This is a genomic window from Bacillus sp. FDAARGOS_527, from assembly GCF_003812125.1.
Lineage (GTDB): Bacteria > Bacillota > Bacilli > Bacillales > Bacillaceae_G > Bacillus_A > Bacillus_A paranthracis.
In genome coordinates this window covers 900,634-919,267 of the sequence record NZ_CP033795.1, presented here as the reverse complement: position 1 = coordinate 919,267, position 18,634 = coordinate 900,634, and the positions used below count along the sequence as shown (strand labels likewise).

Genomic DNA, 18,634 nt, shown 5'->3' with positions numbered 1-18,634 from the left:
CTCCACATATGGCTAGTTCCTCTATTCCAGCTAAAAAAGCTTTTAAAGCACTAACTTATCTACTAAACCAATTAACTCTTGAATATCTGGCTTACTTACTTGAGCATTTGCTCCCACAGCTTCGCCTTTATGGAATAATTCATTTGTAATTAAGGAAGAGAAAATAACGACTGGTAAACGATTCATGATTTCACTATCTTTAATTACTTTCGTTAAATGGTGTCCATCCATTTTCGGCATTTCAATATCCGTAATTAACAGGTGAATATGTTCAAACATTTTTTCTCCTTGCTCTTTCGCTAGCTTTTCAATTTGCGCTAACGCTTCTGCACCATTGCTAAAGAAGTTCATTTTCGTATATCCAGCTGATGATAATGTTTCTTCTAATATTTGACGAAGCATTGCTGAATCTTCCGCAATATAAATAATTTTTTCACCGCGATCTGTTTTTTGTTCTAATTTTGAAAGTGATTTATTATCATAACCAGTACCGCTAATTTCACATACAATTTTCTCGTAATCTAATAGTAAGATGATTTTTCCATCTAGTTTTACAATACCAGATGTCGTTTCTTCTAATCCCATAGATAATGAAGCTGGCTCATCAATTTGCTCCCATGAAATACGTTGAATACGATGCACTTCATCCACGCGGAAAATAACTTTCATTTGGTTTAATTCTGAAATGATAAATTTCGTTTGATCAAGTGGCTTTGTCGATTTTAAATTAAGAGCTGTCGCTAAGTTAATAACTGGTAAAATTTCACCGCGTACTTGAACAACACCTTCAACTGCATGATGAGATTCTGGCACAGTTGTAACAGGGAATGGATTAATGATTTCACGTACTTTCATTACGTTAATACTAAATAGGTTTTCACCAACAGTATATGTAACAATCTCTAATTCATTTGTTCCGCTTTCTAATAAAATACTTTGTGCTTGTGACATAAAGGTGTCGCTCCCCTTTCATTATTTCCGTATATCTAATTATTAAGCTTTATTAAAACGAAAAAGTCAACTACCTATATAAAAAATATAGATAGTCGAACGATTCATTTCTTTATTTAAACAGGCGATTAATCTTTTATAAACGAAGCAAGGGCCTCTAGTAACACTTCTTGTGCTCCTACAATTTCTGTCGGCATCGCTTCCCATTTTTTTGAAAGCTTTGCTTCGACTCTTATTCTTAACTCGGTATTCATTACTTCTAGCACATATTCTTTCGTTGCTATATCAACATCCAGTAGCGCAAGTGCATATAGTTCCGGATCATTTATTTTTGCAAATAAACGTTTTAATACTGCCGGTGCTATATGTTTTAATTTTTCAATATGAATCTCTTTATCTGAAAATAGTAACTCATATTGAATAAACGTAACATTTTCTTTCATCACTTTAAAATAGCAATTATTTTTTTTATCATTTACAAAATAACCATTCGGATCAGCAATAACACCCTCTACTTTACGAATTAAATCTGGCAAACTACTCGCCGTCATTACAGTCCGCTGCTCAACCTCACTCGGCGAAATGAATGTAACGCGATACTTATTCTGCGCCATCCTCCTCACCTCTCCTTTTATAGAAATTCAGTCTAATTGTATACTAAATTAACTTAAACTCATTTCATATTAACGCTTCTAAACTTAGATAGACACTATCGTCAAAGGACGAAGAAGCACTACCCAACAATTTGCCTTAGAACCAATCAATATCTCTCTGTTCTTACAACACACGAGCCACTTATTGGCACCAACGACTGCGACCACACTTCGCTTAAATCTTTCTAAACTAACCTAGTAACTCTACATATCTCTGGTCTTAAACAACGGTCGAGCACCCACATAAGCACCGACCGCTATCCCATATCGCTGGGTCCTCTCTCAAAATCTAAAAAAGGGCTTTTAAAATCTTTTAAGACCTTTTCAATAACTCAATGTTATTGAACCAAAACGCGATCTGCTGATCCGCAATATCCGGCAACGTAACAAAAAACTCACGGCACTTCATCTCATCCTTAAACAGTTGATACTTCCACTCACCTTCGCTACCAACACTTACGAAATAAAATTCGTGAATACGGCCAATGATTGCTTGTTTTTCACCAAATGAATAGGGAGGCACTTGCTTAATTTCAAATTGATCTGGTAAGTATACATGCTCTTCTCGTTCCATTTTTAACACTTGCTCTGCAAGTTCACGTTTATTTTCGAAAAAAGGCAATTGTAAAATTCGTTCTTGTCTTGTCATACGAATAAAAAACCCTTTCTACTACATTACAATTTTTCTTGATTATATATTATCGAATTAAGTTTACAACTTCGTTTAATACTTCATCTGAAATTTTAATTACTTTCGCATTCCCTTGGAAACCGCGTTGGTATAACATTAAGTCAACGAATTCTACAGATAAATCTACGTTTGCACCTTCTTGTGCACTACCACGTACTTTTCCTGCACCATTTTGACCAGATACACCCATTGCTAAAATACCAGTTGTATTCGTCGCTGTATAGTTACCATTACCAGTTTTCATTAAACCGCCTTCGTTCGGGAACATCGCAACAGCTAATTGCCCCGCAGCTTTCATACTTCCATCCGAGTATTTTACCATCACATATCCACCGTCAGCAATAAAGCAATCTTTTACAGTCGCTGCTGCTCTACCATCTACATCTGTTACTGCTAATGTTTTCTCAGTCGGGTGGTTTGTTAATTTACTAAAATCTATTTTTACTGTTCCACCATTAAATGGAATATTCGCTTCAGGGTTTACCGGATTGGGCTTCCCTACCGCATCGAATTTCACCTCACCACCTGCGCCATCAACCTCGTTAAACGCTGTTTCTTTTTTCGAGTCGTTACGCATATATACTTTATATTTATAATTATGTTCACCATCTTGTTTAAACTCCACGCGCATTGTCCATGTATTACCGGCATTATCGTATACAGGCAATTCCTGCGTAATCTGTTTTGCATCAGCTGGAATGTTCCCTCCAACGACTCCTTTTGACGTTCGAATACCACCGATTGCTGATCCCATTGGAACTTGCAATGGTCCCGGGATACCAGATAAATCAACATTACCAGTTGATGAATCCGCTGGATAAGCGAATACATATTGCCCTTCTGTATTCGTAATATAGTAATCTGAAGATATTGTAAATGTCCCTTTACGTGTAAATTCCATATTTCCAGCTTTTGAATCACCTACAACGAAGAAACCATTACCTTCCATTGCCGCTTGTGTTTTACCACCAGTTAACGTAATTGTACCATCGGTATAATCCGTCACCGTTCCGCTCATTTTCACACCGTTACCAATACTTTTCGGGTTCGTCCCTGCGTATCTATCGTCGCCTTTCGCACCAATTGAATTGTTGTACAGTAAATCATCGAACATAGCTTTTTGTTTTTTATAACCAACCGTTTGTGCATTGGCGATATTATTTGAAGTTACACTTAATGCATTTTGTGTTGCATTCATTCCTGTAATACTTGTATATAACGCTTTAATCATAATGTATGGACACTCCTTATGAATTTGTAGTTTTTTCTTCTTCCGTTACTTTTTGATCATCTTTCTTCGCATCTTCTGGATTCGTTTCTCCAATTGGTTTATCAGACACTCTCTCAACGAAACGAAGAGATACAACTTTATTATCAATAACGAGCTGTACCTCGTTATTTTCTGCGAGGCGAACTGTCTCTACTTGACCGGTCACTTTTTTACCATCACCGTCAACACCTCTTACGTACTTCCCTAAAAACTTCATTCCACCATCAAGCGCTGTCGAATACATTGTCGTTCTTAAAGAGTCAACTGCCTTTGTCATATTCTGCACTTGTTCCATAAGAGATAATTGTGCTGTTTGGTTCATCATTTGATTCATATCCATCGCATTAAATGGATCTTGGTGCTGGAAACTCGATAAAAACAATTTCAGAAAATCATCTTTTCCCATTACACCAGGAGTTTTTTGCTCTCCTGCTGATACTCCATTCATTTGCCCTACTGCCGGTTGTGCACCGTTAACAGATGCATTCCTATTCTGCGCTCCTGCTTGCAACGGAATATGATTTGTACTCGTTGTATTTAATCCAACTGTTGGCACGCTTTATTCCTCCAATAATCCCGCAAATTCTTTTGATTCTTGTTTCTCATGTTTCGTACTTGCTAATTGCTGCTTTTGCCTTTGCTCTTGTTCTCGCTGTTCTTTACGATTTTCATCTTTATCTGAATAGCTAATTTGAATATTAATTTCTTTTTCTTTTAACTTCAGTCTCAATTCATCAAAAATGATTTCAACGCGTTTCTTCGCATCGTGTTTTTCCATTTCTACGTGAACATCAATTTGATCTCCATGTTTTTTCATAAACACTGTTAATGTACCAAGTTTTTCTGGATTTAACTGAAATAACACACGTTCTTGTTTCACTACAAACTTTTGAAGAGCTTCTACTTGTGCTTCCATTTTCTTTCCTAAGTCAGGCAATGAAACTTTCTCAGCGCCACTATTGGATTTTCCTATTTGATCAGTACTTGTCGCTTTATTTAATAACTCTGCACCGGCAGAATTCGAATCGTTGAATACATCACCTTCTGGCAACTCTACCTTGACATCTTCGCTCTCAGCTTTCGGAAGATCTCCCTCTAAGTCTTTGGACTCTTCTTGTTTCTTTGCAATATTACAAGCTTCTTTTTCTACAACGTTCAATATTTGCATCATTTGCTCTGGCATCTTCATTTTGTCTAATGTCATTTGCATTGTATCTTCTAAACATATAGCATTTTTGATATTCATATTAGAAAGGAGTTCTTGTAATTGTTGCAATTCATTAGCGGGTAATTCGTTAAGTTTTATATTTCCATATTCTTTATATAGCTCTTGTATTTTTTGTATGTATTGATATAACAATTCTGGTTGCACGCGTAATTGCTCAATTGCAACCATTTGCTCAGATACAGCTAACAATAACTGTTCTGTCTCTTTTTTTTCCTCTTTCTTTACACTTGGCTCTTCTTTCGTTGCCGATTTTTTAGAAAGAATGTTTTCTTTTCTATCTTCTGGTGCATCTTCTCGCTTCGTTTTCTCCGTTTTCGGCTTCTTTGTATTTTCCATTCTCATCGCACAATCGAATGAAGAATCTTCACTTTTAGATTGTACTTCTAGCCCTTTTTCTTTTTGCGGAGGTAAACTTTGTTGCACCGGTAATACAGACTGTATCACTACATTCACCTCATCCATTCATACACATTTTCAAATCAAGAAGCATTTTTTCTTCCTGCTTTTCTCGTACTTTTGCAAGCTTTTTACAATCTTCTTGATACATCTCATCAATGACACGTTCTTTTTCTTTTACTTGTTCTAAAAGACTTTCATTTTTTTGAATAAAATCTACTATTTTTTTAATTTTCCGATTCCATTCTTCTATTCTTTCAGGTGAAAACGTATGTGAAGAAAGCATACCAGCCATAATACGTTGCCCAGTTTGTACGACTTTACTACGCGATTTCACAACATATAAATCATATTCTTTTTTTTGTTCTATTTTTCTTTTTTCAGCTGTTAATTCATACACTTCTTTCAAGATCTGTTCTTTTTCTTGATTTATTTGCAATTTTATCGTGTCGTACTGCTGCTTATCCACCTGTTTTCATAGCCCCTTCCTATTATAACGCTCTCTTTTTCTATTATATAGTTTTTTTCCAAAAAAATCTGTGAAATATTAAAAAACAAAAAAATAAGACCTGCAGGGCGCAAGGTCTTATACTATATGGTGCACTGCTTGAACAATATCATCAAATTGAAAACGATCTGATCGACCTTGTTTTAAAAATGTATTTATACCTTCTACTTTATTTTTACATTCAAAAATATAAGCATTTTCTTCATTTTCTTGAATCGTTCCTAATTTGAAATATAATTCATTTTCTTTATAAATAGATAAAATTTTTCTCATTTCATTTGCCAGTTGCCAATGAGTGGGCGACACGATTTCTTCCATAATCCTACTTACTGAGTCTAACACTGAAATAGCAGGATAATGACTGAGCGTTGCAAGTTCACGTTTTAATACAATATGTCCATCTAAAATACCACGTGCTAAATCTGGTACAGGACCGTTTAAATCGTCTCCATCAACGAGCACTGTATAAATACCTGTTATAGACCCCTTTTTTGTTTTCCCAGATCGCTCTAACAGCTTCTTCATATAACTTTCCATTAAAAGTGTTTTACCACCAATTGGTAACTCTTTAACGGCAATATCAACACTTCTACGCGCATCTGCAAAACGAGTAACAGAGTCCATCATAAGTAGTACGTTATTGCCTTCGTCTCGGAAATATTCAGCAATAGATGTTGCAAGCTTAGCTGCGCGAAGTTGCATAAGGTGGCTTTCATCTGATGTCGCCACGACAACGATGCTTTTCTTCATACCTTCCTCGCCTAATTCTTTTCGAATAAAGTCTTTTACTTCTCGGCCACGTTCTCCTACTAAACTAATAACGTTTATATCAGCTTTTGCATTTTTCGCAATCATGCCGAGTAAAGTAGATTTACCAACACCTGATCCAGCGAAAATACCAATCTTTTGACCAATACCAATTGTTAGCATAGAATCAATAGATTTAATTCCCGTTTCAAATACATCAGTAATCTCTTCACGCTCGAATGCATGAATAGGCGGAGCATCTAACTTTATTTTTTGCAGCGGAATGTTTTCAACGTTTTCATTTAACACTTCACCATTTGCGCTTAACACTTTTCCGAGCAAATGATTACCACGAGGGATAACAACATCTTCTGCAATTAATGTAACGGAATCTCCATAACATACTTTTTCTGTCTGTTCGAACGGGAGTAACATATTGTTTTCTTTTTCAATTGCAATTACTTCACATAAGACGTTATGTTCTCCAACGAGACAAACATCACCTATTTTCGCCTTTGGTCCCTTCGCTACGAAAAACTGCTCTTGCACACTATGAACTTTACCAACTTTCGTATAAAACGGTGTTTCAATAAATGTATTCCATTTTTGGTTTTCATTCATTAATAGTCGATTCATACATTTTGCTCCTCAAATAACTTCTCTTCTTCCCATTTCTGGCGAAGTTTCGCAAATATAGGTGCAAACTTAAATTCAAAGAACTCTTTCTCTTCTTCTAGAACAAATTCACCGAACTGTAAGGAGAAATCATATTTCCATTCTACTAATTGTAGTAACCAATACTCTTTCGTATTTTCCTTCTCTTCTTGAATACGTTCAAACGTTTCTGGATGTACGGTAATCACTAGTTTTTCAAAAGAAGTAGGCAATGTTTGAACGATGCCAGTTAAAATAGGTAACACATCAAGCAATCTAGCATCTACTGCTTGATTCACAATTTTTTCTGCTAGTTGAAAAGATTGATCCCATAATAATTCTGTCCATTCGTATGCTGTTTCTTGTTGCTCTTTTTGAAACTGCATATGTGCCGATTCTATCTCTTTCATCTGCTGCTGAACATGCATTTGAAATTGTTCTTGATCATGTAATAACTGCTGACGCTCTCGTTCTAACATTTGCTTTTCTTGTCTTAGTTGATTCAGTTCAACATGTAACGATTGTTGCTGCGCAAGAAGTTCTTCTTGATCTACTTGTATTTCTTCTACGTGAGCTTGTATTGGTTTTGGAAATTGTAATTCATACGTTTCTTCAGAAAAAGAAACAGAATTCTTCGGAATTCTGTTTTTAAATAAGGACATCATCTTCACCTCTTTGAATGATAATTCTTCCTTCTTTCTCTAGCTTTTTCACCGTACCTGTAATCATTTGCTGCGCTTTCTCAGCATCTGTCATCTTAAGTGGTCCTAAGCCATCTAATTCTTCCATAATCATCTCTTTACGGTTTGAAGACATACATGTAAATAATTTCTCTTTAATTTCTTCTTTTGCAATTTTAAGCGCTTTTGCAATGACACCGTTATCTGTAATTTCCTCTAACACACGGCGAAGCGCAAGATCTTCAAGACCAAGTAAGTCTTCAAAAACAAACATATTTTCTTTAATTCTCTCAGATAACTCATAATCAACTTCATCCAGCTTTTGAAAGACTGTTTTTTCAACGCCTCGTGAAACATTATTTAAAATGTTCACAATTGTTTTTAAGCCGTCTGTTTTATTGATTGCACTAAACGCCATATTATTTAATTTCGCTTTTAATAGCTCACCAATTTGATTAATGAGTTCACCGTCAACTTGTTCTAGTTTCGCAATACCCATTACCGTTTCTACTCGCTTATGATCTGGCAATCTCTCAATTAATTGAGAAGCAAGTTGCGGTTTAATGTAAGAAGCGATAATTGCAATTGTTTGTGGTGATTCATCATTAAGCACTGTAAGAAGTGGCTCTAAATCTGTAAGTGAATTTAAGAATTCAAATGGATTATCTTTGTTGTACCAAAGGTCTTCCAATAATTTTTCAAGCTCGTCTTCTGGCATATTTTTAAATATGCGACGAATGTACTCTTTATCTGGAGTGACTAAGTTCAATTCTTTTACATTTAGTTCATATAAGAACTCCCCTAGCACATTCTCTAACGTTTCTGGTTTATATACACGAAACTTCGCGATTTCACGAAGCAACACTTCTTTTTCCTCAGCCGTCATATATTCAATGACTTTTGCTGCCACCTCTTCATCTAATGTACGAATGAGAATGGCAGCTTTTTCTTTGGAGGAGATTTCATCTAACATCGTTGTTCCTCCCTTACTGTCCGTTTAACCATTTTTTAATTACTTTTGCAGTACCTTCTACATGTTCTTTCGTAGCATCCTGCACTTGTTCATCTAACGTTGGTTCTTTCGGTTGTTCTGGCTCAGGTTTTGGCTCTGGTACTATTTTCTCTTCCGGAATTTCCATAATACTTTCACTACTTGCCGCAACTTCATCTTCTGCTAAGTATTCTTCATATTCCTCTTCTTCTTTCTTTCTCTTACGTCTAGCTAAGAAGAACCATACTAGACCACCAATCGCTAATAGACCAGCTGGAATTCCGCCGAATAACCACCAGTTTATACCACTTTCTTCTGGCTCTTTCGGCTTTTCTTCTTTCGGTTGATCAAACTGAACAGTTACTACATTCACTTGACCATTTGTAAAGTTACCATTTGGATCAGCTTGAAGTCCAGCTGCTGTACCGATCGCTTCTTTGAAAGTCGTCATATCAATTCTTCGTTTTACTAACGTATCATTATCCACCCATACAACAACATTTGTTTTCGTTAACTCTGGATGTTTTTTAATCGTTTCAACTGTTTTATCTATTTCATAGTTTTCGATTTTGTTACCATTTTTATTATCGTAGACGATTTTTCCATTTTGATTATTGTTCGTACCGTAATTTGGCACTTCACCGTTCGCTGTAATACCAGCACCTTGCTTCGTATCTGCCCCTTCTTGCGCAGTAGAGCTTTCCTCCTGCTCTTGTTTACTACGAAGTACACCTTTATCACCATATTTTTCAGACTGACGTGTAACTTCATCGTAGTTTACAGATACTTTCGTATTCACTTTATATTCATTCGGCTTAAACATCGTCATTAACGTTGCATCAATATCTTGCTTTAATTTACCTTCAATTTGGTGCTGCATTTCTACTTCTTTCTCATAAGAAGAGGAACTACTAGAATGTGCTTCATCTGCCCCTTTTGAGATAACACCTTTTTTGCTATCAATAACACTTACTTCTTCTGCTTTTACACCAGGAACTGCTGCACTGATCATTTGCTGTATACCCGCAACTTGATCAGCCGTTAATAATTGACCACGCTTTACACCAACCGTAATCGCCGCTGTTCCTTTTGCTTTTTCTTCATCAAAAATTGTCTCTTTTTCAGGCAATGTAATTTGAACATTTGCCGTTTCAACTGTCGCAAAGTTTCTTACAATATCTTGCTCTAATTGCTTTTTCGTACCGACAATTTGCTTCATTTTTTTATCTTGCTCACTTGAACCGAGCGAGCTTTCTAATAAAATTTCCTCACCGCTTTTTGAATTAAACGGTAATCCCATTCCATTCATTTCTTTTCGAACCCATGGAGCATCATTCTTTTGCACACGAATCGAACCATCGGCTGCTAATTGGTAATCGACACCTAGCTTCGATAATTCTGCTGTAATCTCTTGCTTGTCTGCATCATTTAAATTTTGATATACAACAACATATTTATCTGGCAAGGTGAAGTATAAAAGTGCTCCTGTTACAATTGCTAAAAGCGCAGCACTAATGACTAACTTATGCCACGTTTTTAACGATTGGAAAACATTTTTTAACTTTTCCATTTAAACACACCCGTCCATTTTCCTAAATTTGCATATTAATTAGTGATTTATAATTTTCAATAAGATTATCACGTACAAGAGCAGCCGTTTTCATTTGAGACTCAGCCTTCTTTTGCTGAATTAAAACGTCATGTGTTTCTCCTACTCCTTTTGTTAGTAAATCATATACCGCTGTTTGCGCATTGTTTTGTGTTTGATTCATATCTTCCAATAAATCGATAAACTTCTTCCCCTCGACTACAGATGTTTGCGTGTTTTTCGGTGCACCAATTGACTGAATCGTGCCAAATGGCTGTGTATGTAACATTGGTTGGATTTTCATCTTCCCATATTCCTCCTCTATCCTCGGCCGATTTCTAAATCTTTATCCAGCATTTTTTTATTCGCATTTAATACACTTGTATTTGCTTCATACATTTTTTGAGCAACCATTACATTCGTCATTTCAGCAGTTACATCAACATTTGGATAACGTACATATCCTTCTTCATTTGCATGCGGATGCGTCGGATCATACACTAAGTTTTCAGTTTTGTCTGCTTCAATACTTTTTATTTTTACCCCGTTAGTAGGTGTCCCTTCTAACATATTTGCAAAACTATTATTAGATTCAAGCACTACACTACGGCGCTCATACAAATCTGCCCCCGGAGCTGCCGTTGTATTTGCATTTACAATATTATTTGAAGTAACTTCCATCCACTTTCTCGCTGTTGTTAGCCCTGATCCACTTGCATTAATTGCCTGAAACATCGTTGTCTCTCCTTCTACTATTAACGTCCGCGAGCTGCTTGGTTAATTGCATATTGTGTATTAATTGCGTTAATTGAAATACCATATAATTGGTTTGCTTTCATTAAATCTAGCATTTCTGTCGTTACATCCACACTATTTCCATCTTTATTCGTTTGCATTGACTTCGTTTGAATCTTCGCATATGTATTTTTTGTATTTACTGTCGGTAAGTGCATTTCATTCGTTTGATATAAATCTGCATTGGTTTTTAAATCCGCAGTATTGCTTTTATATAATGCACTACTTTTATTCATTTGTTCAGCAAATGTAACGTCTTGTGCTTTATAGCCAGGTGTATTCGCATTTGCAATATTACTAGAAACAGTATTTCGTTTCGTCACTAAATAATTCATATAATGGCTTACATCACTCACTAAATCTGGCATACTCCACACCCTTCCTTTTTTAACTTATCATTTTGACATAATGATCCACTGATGGAAGTTTCACTTCATTATTTAATTTCCTATATGTATTTATTAAAATATTAACTATTATGTACCCTTACATATTTTATTCCATTTTTACATTGTTGTCTTTAGAAAAATACAAAAATATAAAAAAGAATACAAAAAAACTGTATACACATAGTAATCTATATACTATTTCAACATATTTACGACTAGCCGCATATTATTTTTACATTATTTAGATTACTTCTATTTTTTACAGTCATAAAATGAAACCTCAATCAGCGGAATTCTTTATTTACATGAAGGAATGGATCCCCTTTTAAAATAAGGAGGATCCGTTTCCACACTTTATAATTAATATTTACCGTAAAATGAATTTGCTTTCATTCTCCCATCATTTGTCATAATCATTTCTTCCAAAATCTTTTGCTTATCTCGAATATGCTGTGCTGCCTTAATAATGAATGGGCTTACTTCTGCCGCAACTTGTGCTCGCGTTTCTTCATCCAATGTCATCATCCAGCGATTTAACATCGCACTCTTCTCAGTAAACTCTTCATCTGACACTTGCAATTCACCAATTTCATTAAAACAGCCGACAAATGCTCGATAAATATCATTGTTCATTTTCAAGCGCTCCGCGATAACCGTCTATTAAATCTTGTAACACTTTCACAATCGCATCAATATCTTTCGCTTCACGTGTTACTTTCATCGTTTGAATTTGAACACTAATCCAATCATATAAACCATAAAGACTATCATATAAATCTTTCGTAATCTCAGGGTTTAATTGAAGCTTTAATTCTTCAAAAATACGTTCTAACTTCTCAAGAAGCGCATCTCCCTCTTGTAGTTTAAAAGTATGTAAAAGCTCTTCTAAATTACGAAACTCTACAATACATCTTTCATAAATAAAAATTGTATTTTTAATCGGATTACTCGTCATAATATCATTTTGCATATAACGTTGCCATGCTTGCATACGATCACTTCCTCAACTTTCATTAATCATCACTTTTTTGTTTTGTCATTGCTTTAATTGTTTTTAATTGGCTATCTAGCGCCGCTAATGTACTTTCTAGCTTTTGATACTTCTTCACGATTTCATCTTGTTTTTGCAAGTTTTGTGCTTCAATATCTTTAATCTTTTTATCTAAATCACTTACACGTGAATCGATGTTTTTTACTCGTTCTCCAACTACACCTTTATCACCAAATAATTTATCAAGTGGTTCTTCCATCATTTTTCCTAATCCGTTAGAACTAAAGAAAAATTGCTTCGCTGCATCCGGCTTCTCTTTTAACGCTTTCGTTAATGCTTCGTCATTAACTTCCATCGTTCCGTCTTGCTTTAATTGAATACCAAATGAGAATAAGTAATTACCATCTTGAGAAAATGTTACGACGCTATTCATCGCTTGGCGTACACTTTGCATAATAGCTTGACCTTGGAAAGCCCCGCCTTTACCAGCAAAGATATCTACTGTAGAAACAGCTTTATTATAATCTGCAACCATTTTTTTAATAACATTTGCTGCATCAGTTACGTTTGAGTCACTTACTGTAAACTTCAGTTCTATCCCTTTTGCTTTCGCCTCTGTTGTCTTTGGATCAACCTCTATTTTTTCTCCATCAGGATTTTCTACTGGCTTTTCCTCTACTTTTTGCTCAGTTACTTTTAATAATTCAATTTTCACACCAGGCAGGGCTTCAATCGTATTGGTAGAACTATTACCTTTAATACCATTAATCGTATATTCAGCATTTTGTGCTTCATTTATTATATTGCGTGCTGTACCATCCTCATTAGCCAACCCTATATCTTGAAACAGTTTAGATGTGTTGTCCTTAAAATTAATTACTCCATCTTCCCCCTCTTTTTTTGAGGTCATGAAAATTTTATTTCCAAGTGTATAAGCTGATACGCCGTAATCTCCATCATTAATTTTATTAATTAAATCTTTATATGTCATATCAGATGTTATTTTTAGTTCTTTACCACCTAGTTTTAATGTTTCATCTCTATTCAACTTTGCATCTATATCGTCAATTTTATCAGAAGCTATTTGATGACGCTGCGCAAGCTGTGTAATCGTCATATTAAAAGTTCCCGGAATAGCTCCACCATCAGCTTTGACATTAATATAACCATCTTGTGATGTTGTTACCTTTTTCTCATTTCCTTTAAAAGCCGCTAAATTTTTAAATGTTTGCGTGAAAGAACTGAATTCTGATTTTAAACTTGTATATAAAAGTTTATCTTGTGAAAGGCTATTCTTTTCATTTGTATACGGCGTTTTTCTCATATCTAACGCATTCATTTCTAATTCAACGAAGTTAGAAGTATCGATCATATTATTTCCGAGGTTCCAAATCTGTTGTCTACCGCCAATACCGGTTATTGTTCCTGCCATATTTCTCACTCCTTATTCATTACATATAGTCTAAAATACTCGTTTTACTCATCGTGCTAACCGCTTTAAGCGTCGCTTCATACGTCGCATTAATATACGCCAAGTCAGAAATTGCTACTGCTAAATCAACATCTTCAATTTCTTTACGATTTTCTTGAAGCGCTAAATTTTGCTCGCTTAAAATTGTCTTAAACGTATCTACAGTGTTCATCGTTGCTCCCACTTCTGTTGTACGATTAATAACACTATCCAAGTTTTTCTTATTTTCCGTTAAAATCGGTTGTAACGCCTTTTGATCACCATTTTGCATCGCGTCTTTCATCTTTACTAACGTTTGAATAACAGGAGTTAGTAAGTTCTCACCATTACGAAAAGCTTTAATTTCATAACCATCATTTAGCTTCCACATTACATCTTTTTCGCCACCTTGGTATGTCCCATCATCCGCAAATGGAGGTTTCTCTGCACTATCTCCACCAAAAAGATAACGACCTTGCTCTTTCGTGTTCGCTAAATATACAACTTGTTTTAAAATTTGATCGATTTCTGCACCGATTGCCTTTAATTCTTTTTCACCATTTGGTCCATTTAATGCTTGTATTGTTAATTGATCCGCTCTCGTTAAAGACTTCACAATACCTGACAATGTATTTTCCGTCTGACTTAGTACATTTTTTGAATCCGCTATATCTTTTTGCATTTGTTCAATATTCGCCAACGAATGTTGAATTGCAAATGATTTACTTGCTGCAAGTGGGTCTTCACTCATAAGAAGATTTTTCTTCCCTGAAGTTACTTGATTTCGATGATATTGTTGTTGCACATTTAAATCCATTAACTGATTCTTTGCCCAGTTTGCATTTTGAAATGTAGATACTCTCATTTCTATCTCCTCCTTATTTATTTTCAATCAATTACTATTTATCGGATAATCGAAAACAGACTATCAAACACTTCATTCATCGTAGTAATAGCTTTAGAGTTTGCTACGAAGTATTTTTGGAAAGCCATTAAATTAACCATTTCCTCTTCCATATTTACGCCTTCAATACTCATCTTTTCTTGCTGAATACCTTCTAATAAATCTCCATGAATTTTTTGATATCCATTCACTTCACTTTTATCAGATGCTACTTTAACTATGAATTGGTCTAATGCTTTTTTATATGAAAGACCATCTTTATAAACTTCATCTGTAATTCCTGCTAGTTTATTTGCTGTTTCAGCAGATATTTTCATTTTCGAAAAATCATTCGCAAATTCTGGATTTAATTTCAACTCTTTCGCATAATCTCCAACGAAGAAGTCTTTTCCCATCACTGTATTTACTTGATTTTTCACTGAACTCATTAACTCTTCAAGATTTTTCTTATAACTAGCAATCTGCCCTTTCGTATCGATTGCAGATTTTATTGCCCCACTAGTTAAAGGAATTTCCGAACCGTAAATTTCAACAGACATAGGTTCTTTCGTTTTATTTAATTGCAATGGATATGTATCTTGTCCATTTACTGTTAAAACGCCATTCATTCTAACACTTGCGATATTAGGATTCATAGATTCATAAGATACTTCTATATTGGCATACTTAGACATTTCTGTAACGATACGGTCACGTTCGTCTAAAAGTTGATTTGGCACTTGTGTACCAGCTTGTCCAATTTTTTGATTCGCTTCTGCTAAACTGTCAGCAAGACGATTAAATTCATTGACATGCGCTTCAATATCTTCTGTCGTCTGCGCTTCTACTGAATCTAAATTTTTCGCAAGTTTATTTACCTGACTTGTAAACTTCCCAGTTTCAGAAATTAGCGTATCATAATAGTTTGATTGATCTGGATTTTTTGCAACTTCTCGAAAAGCATTAAAGAATCCATCCATTAAACTAGATAGTGAGTTTTTGCCTGTCGTTCCTACCATAGACTCTACTCGTGATAAAACCGAGTTCTTATAATTATAGTAAGAGAGCTGAGATAATTGATCGTTAAACTGTTTCGTCTTCACTTCATCTGTAATTCGATCAACACCTAACGTTTGTACACCATAACCAATTCTCTGTTCTGGTGTATGACCATTGCTCGCTCCAACAGATCCGTAATTCACCATTTGGCGCACATAGCCAGGTGTATGAATGTTTGATAAGTTTTGTCTCGTCGTTTGTAATCCCATTTGGGCCGCTAACATACCCGATAACGGGGTATTATAATCAGATAATCTCATAATGCTTCACTTCCCCTTTACAATAGTTCGTTCATAAAGATTTGCGAATTATTGTTTCGTTCTAAGTTATATTCAGAAACTGAATCCACAATACTTTCTGTAGTTTTTAATAGTACGTTTAAGTAATATTGATTTTTCAAAAGAAGCATTTTTACATTTTCTTCTAATCCAATTAAGTTTTTTTGTATTTTTTCCATTTTCTCAATTTCTTCTTGAGAAAAATACGAAAATAACGCACTTACGCGAAATGATTCCACTCCCTGTTCTTTACAAAACTGAACAACCATTTCTTCAAATGATCTCGATAATTGTTTTAAACCTTCAATGTACTGCAATTGCTCTACTTGTAACTTTTGAACTGCATTTACATTTTTATTTTTTAAATTCTCATATATTTGTTCTCCAAGCGTTTGAATGTTTTCATATGCTTTTTGAATAATAACGAGCTTTTCATATAATTGTATATACATATAGCTTCCTTCCCTTTTACAAGACTAAATTTACAATTAAACCGTGGATTTCTCCAATTTGATTTAACATTTCTAAATGTCCTGTTTTTGTATTAATTAAGTTCATAACATCTTCTAACTCATTCAATCCCATTTCCGCCTGCTTTACAATCGTCATTTTCTGTGAATAGCCATAACGCGGATGACGAGACATGACATCTTTATATTGCAATACATTATCAACGTAAAAATTCAAAAATGATTTTACTGTATTTTTGTATTCCATTACGTTATCAAGTGTTAATTCCATTTCGATTTTTTCTTTAATTTCTCCAATATTATCAACAAACGCTTCCATTTGTTCTAACAACTTATCTTTTTTCGGATCTGCATGCAAATTATCCGAAAATGCAAGTCCAGTCCTGACATTTGCTTCTTTCGGCATTTGAGTAGCAGGCGGTATATGCGATAAGATTGGATTATGCGAGATTGAACGCAGCATATATATCACCTATTTATTTTTTTATTTCTTCCAAAAGTTAATCGTAAAATCTAGTTATTTATAATTATACTCTGAACACTAATATTTTGCAGTTATTTTTTATAGAAGATATGTTACAATTTAGCATGAGGTGGCACAATTCTATGAATATTTTTCTTTGTGGTTCAAATCAATTAACAGCATTAGATCAAGAAGAAATTAAAAAATTTTTAACTGACTATGCTCACAAACATAAAATTTACATATTATGTTATAAATCTATTGAAAATGAGGTACTTCGTTTTTTCGTTGAAAACGAAAGGCTCGCTCAAAATTTATGCCTTTACACGCTCCAACCGTTACAAGCAGTAACAGATGAATTCCAAGAAATCGTAGATTATTTAAAATCACACGGAGCCGAGTATGTTGCTTTTGATCATCCTTCCGACTCTATTTATCGATCTGATTATATGTTTTTTGTGAAACAAATTATTGAAGATACCGATTTAGTTCTCTGTTTTTATAACGGAGACAAACATACATCTGTCATTCCCGTTGACATTGCAAAAGAAGCTGGGATTGATGCTGTCATTTATGATTTACCAGGTTTACATGAAAAACAAATGAAAAAAAGCTTTGAACAAAAAATTCGTATGATGTAAAGGGGGCGGCACAATATCGTTATTGTGCCCATTGTAAATATGATAATTGAACAAGATTATGATCATTTTATCACGAGTTTTAAACAACAATTCAATATGGATATCGCTTCGTATAAACAAGATAGGATGCGCCGTAGAATCGATGCTTTTATTTCAAGAAAAGGCTTTGAAAACTATACTACATTTTTAAGTACTTTACGTGTTGATCAAAACTTATTTTTAAGTTTTATTGACTATATTACAATTAACGTTTCAGAGTTTTTTAGAAATAAAGAACGTTGGCAAACGTTAGAATCGAAAGCACTGCCAAAATTACTCGAACAAAATAACGGAAAATTAAAAGTATGGAGTGCTGCTTGCGCTGCTGGTGAAGAACCATATACACTCTCTTTAATTTTATCGAAACATCTCTCTCCATTTCGCTATGAAATACTAGCAACGGATCTTGATTTTCATATTTTAGAGAGTGCAAAACGTGGTCAATATACGGAACGTTCTTTGAAAGAATTACCTAGCGATTTGAAAGAACGTCATTTCACAAAAGAAGATGATATATATTCATTACATCAAAATATTAAGCAACACGTCACGTTTAAACAGCATGACCTATTAATGCAATCGTTCGATACAAATTACGATTTAATTGTTTGTCGTAATGTAATGATCTATTTCACAGAAGAAGCAAGAGTCAAGCTGTATGAAAAGTTTAGCCGTTCTTTACGAAAAGGCGGTGTGCTATTTGTCGGTAGCACAGAGCAAATTTTAACACCTGAACGATTCAATCTTCAGCGTTTTGATACATTCTTTTATGAAAAAATATAGAAAAAAGCAGGATTATTGCACCCTGCTTTTTTGTAT

The 18,634-nt window shown here is 34.7% G+C and carries 23 protein-coding genes; 2 read left to right on the top strand and 21 right to left on the bottom strand.

Annotation, left to right across the window (positions count from 1 at the left end):
* Nucleotides 1-42 precede the first annotated feature (42 nt).
* The 21 genes from EGX95_RS07120 to EGX95_RS07020 form a co-directional block, all read right to left on the bottom strand.
* A complete protein-coding gene (locus tag EGX95_RS07120) occupies nt 43-951 on the bottom strand; it encodes a chemotaxis protein (protein WP_000075951.1) in 909 nt (302 codons plus the stop codon).
* 128 nt (nt 952-1,079) lie between these two features.
* Nucleotides 1,080-1,565, bottom strand: a complete 486-nt coding sequence (locus EGX95_RS07115; RefSeq protein WP_063263809.1) for a hypothetical protein — start codon at nt 1,563-1,565, stop codon at nt 1,080-1,082.
* Nucleotides 1,566-1,917: 352 nt separating this feature from the next.
* Complete coding sequence (locus tag EGX95_RS07110; protein WP_000198181.1) at nt 1,918-2,253, bottom strand: DUF3964 family protein; 336 nt, start codon at nt 2,251-2,253, stop codon at nt 1,918-1,920.
* 49 nt (nt 2,254-2,302) lie between these two features.
* Nucleotides 2,303-3,526: a flagellar hook protein FlgE gene (locus EGX95_RS07105; RefSeq protein WP_000588319.1), complete on the bottom strand. Its 1,224-nt coding sequence runs from the start codon at nt 3,524-3,526 to the stop codon at nt 2,303-2,305.
* 16 nt (nt 3,527-3,542) lie between these two features.
* Nucleotides 3,543-4,121, bottom strand: coding sequence for a flagellar hook assembly protein FlgD (locus EGX95_RS07100; protein ID WP_001143471.1), 579 nt, complete (start codon nt 4,119-4,121; stop codon nt 3,543-3,545).
* Nucleotides 4,122-4,124: 3 nt separating this feature from the next.
* A complete protein-coding gene (locus EGX95_RS07095) occupies nt 4,125-5,255 on the bottom strand; it encodes a flagellar hook-length control protein FliK (RefSeq protein ID WP_000344727.1) in 1,131 nt (376 codons plus the stop codon).
* Entirely contained in the window at nt 5,248-5,658 is a 411-nt protein-coding gene (locus tag EGX95_RS07090; RefSeq protein ID WP_000360868.1) for a hypothetical protein, read from the bottom strand. The genes EGX95_RS07095 and EGX95_RS07090 overlap by 8 nt, the downstream gene beginning before the upstream one ends.
* 117 nt (nt 5,659-5,775) lie before the next feature.
* Nucleotides 5,776-7,080: a flagellar protein export ATPase FliI gene (locus EGX95_RS07085; protein WP_001080959.1), complete on the bottom strand. Its 1,305-nt coding sequence runs from the start codon at nt 7,078-7,080 to the stop codon at nt 5,776-5,778.
* The gene (locus tag EGX95_RS07080) at nt 7,077-7,760 is read right to left on the bottom strand and encodes a FliH/SctL family protein (RefSeq protein WP_000051729.1); all 684 of its coding nucleotides are present in this window, start codon (nt 7,758-7,760) and stop codon (nt 7,077-7,079) included. The genes EGX95_RS07085 and EGX95_RS07080 overlap by 4 nt, the downstream gene beginning before the upstream one ends.
* Nucleotides 7,747-8,751, bottom strand: coding sequence for a flagellar motor switch protein FliG (gene fliG / locus EGX95_RS07075; protein ID WP_000883353.1), 1,005 nt, complete (start codon nt 8,749-8,751; stop codon nt 7,747-7,749). Before fliG ends, EGX95_RS07080 begins: the two co-directional genes overlap by 14 nt.
* Before the next feature lie 13 nt (nt 8,752-8,764).
* On the bottom strand, nt 8,765-10,339 hold the full coding sequence (gene fliF, locus EGX95_RS07070) for a flagellar basal-body MS-ring/collar protein FliF (RefSeq protein ID WP_000413187.1): 1,575 nt from the start codon (nt 10,337-10,339) through the stop codon (nt 8,765-8,767).
* A gap of 22 nt (nt 10,340-10,361) precedes the next feature.
* On the bottom strand, nt 10,362-10,661 hold the full coding sequence (gene fliE / locus EGX95_RS07065; RefSeq protein WP_000701676.1) for a flagellar hook-basal body complex protein FliE: 300 nt from the start codon (nt 10,659-10,661) through the stop codon (nt 10,362-10,364).
* 17 nt (nt 10,662-10,678) lie between these two features.
* A complete protein-coding gene (flgC, locus tag EGX95_RS07060; protein WP_000484679.1) occupies nt 10,679-11,092 on the bottom strand; it encodes a flagellar basal body rod protein FlgC in 414 nt (137 codons plus the stop codon).
* Nucleotides 11,093-11,112: 20 nt separating this feature from the next.
* Complete coding sequence (flgB, locus tag EGX95_RS07055; RefSeq protein WP_002027413.1) at nt 11,113-11,520, bottom strand: flagellar basal body rod protein FlgB; 408 nt, start codon at nt 11,518-11,520, stop codon at nt 11,113-11,115.
* Between the two features lie 381 nt (nt 11,521-11,901).
* The gene (locus EGX95_RS07050) at nt 11,902-12,174 is read right to left on the bottom strand and encodes a hypothetical protein (RefSeq protein WP_001058068.1); all 273 of its coding nucleotides are present in this window, start codon (nt 12,172-12,174) and stop codon (nt 11,902-11,904) included.
* On the bottom strand, nt 12,164-12,532 hold the full coding sequence (gene fliS, locus EGX95_RS07045) for a flagellar export chaperone FliS (protein WP_001149522.1): 369 nt from the start codon (nt 12,530-12,532) through the stop codon (nt 12,164-12,166). The genes EGX95_RS07050 and fliS overlap by 11 nt, the downstream gene beginning before the upstream one ends.
* A gap of 22 nt (nt 12,533-12,554) precedes the next feature.
* Complete coding sequence (locus EGX95_RS07040) at nt 12,555-13,964, bottom strand: flagellar hook-associated protein 2 (protein WP_000929227.1); 1,410 nt, start codon at nt 13,962-13,964, stop codon at nt 12,555-12,557.
* A gap of 19 nt (nt 13,965-13,983) precedes the next feature.
* Entirely contained in the window at nt 13,984-14,847 is an 864-nt protein-coding gene (locus EGX95_RS07035) for a flagellar hook-associated protein 3 (protein ID WP_001266395.1), read from the bottom strand.
* Nucleotides 14,848-14,885: 38 nt separating this feature from the next.
* Complete coding sequence (gene flgK, locus EGX95_RS07030) at nt 14,886-16,184, bottom strand: flagellar hook-associated protein FlgK (protein ID WP_001239727.1); 1,299 nt, start codon at nt 16,182-16,184, stop codon at nt 14,886-14,888.
* Between the two features lie 17 nt (nt 16,185-16,201).
* Nucleotides 16,202-16,654, bottom strand: a complete 453-nt coding sequence (locus EGX95_RS07025) for a hypothetical protein (protein WP_000275906.1) — start codon at nt 16,652-16,654, stop codon at nt 16,202-16,204.
* Between the two features lie 16 nt (nt 16,655-16,670).
* Nucleotides 16,671-17,135, bottom strand: coding sequence for a YaaR family protein (locus tag EGX95_RS07020; protein ID WP_000946323.1), 465 nt, complete (start codon nt 17,133-17,135; stop codon nt 16,671-16,673).
* Nucleotides 17,136-17,278: 143 nt separating this feature from the next.
* Between EGX95_RS07020 and EGX95_RS07015 the strand changes: the two genes are divergently transcribed.
* On the top strand, nt 17,279-17,776 hold the full coding sequence (locus EGX95_RS07015; RefSeq protein ID WP_001020115.1) for a flagellar motor switch protein FliG: 498 nt from the start codon (nt 17,279-17,281) through the stop codon (nt 17,774-17,776).
* 39 nt (nt 17,777-17,815) lie between these two features.
* The gene (locus tag EGX95_RS07010; protein ID WP_000582906.1) at nt 17,816-18,598 is read left to right on the top strand and encodes a CheR family methyltransferase; all 783 of its coding nucleotides are present in this window, start codon (nt 17,816-17,818) and stop codon (nt 18,596-18,598) included.
* Nucleotides 18,599-18,634: the final 36 nt, after the last annotated feature.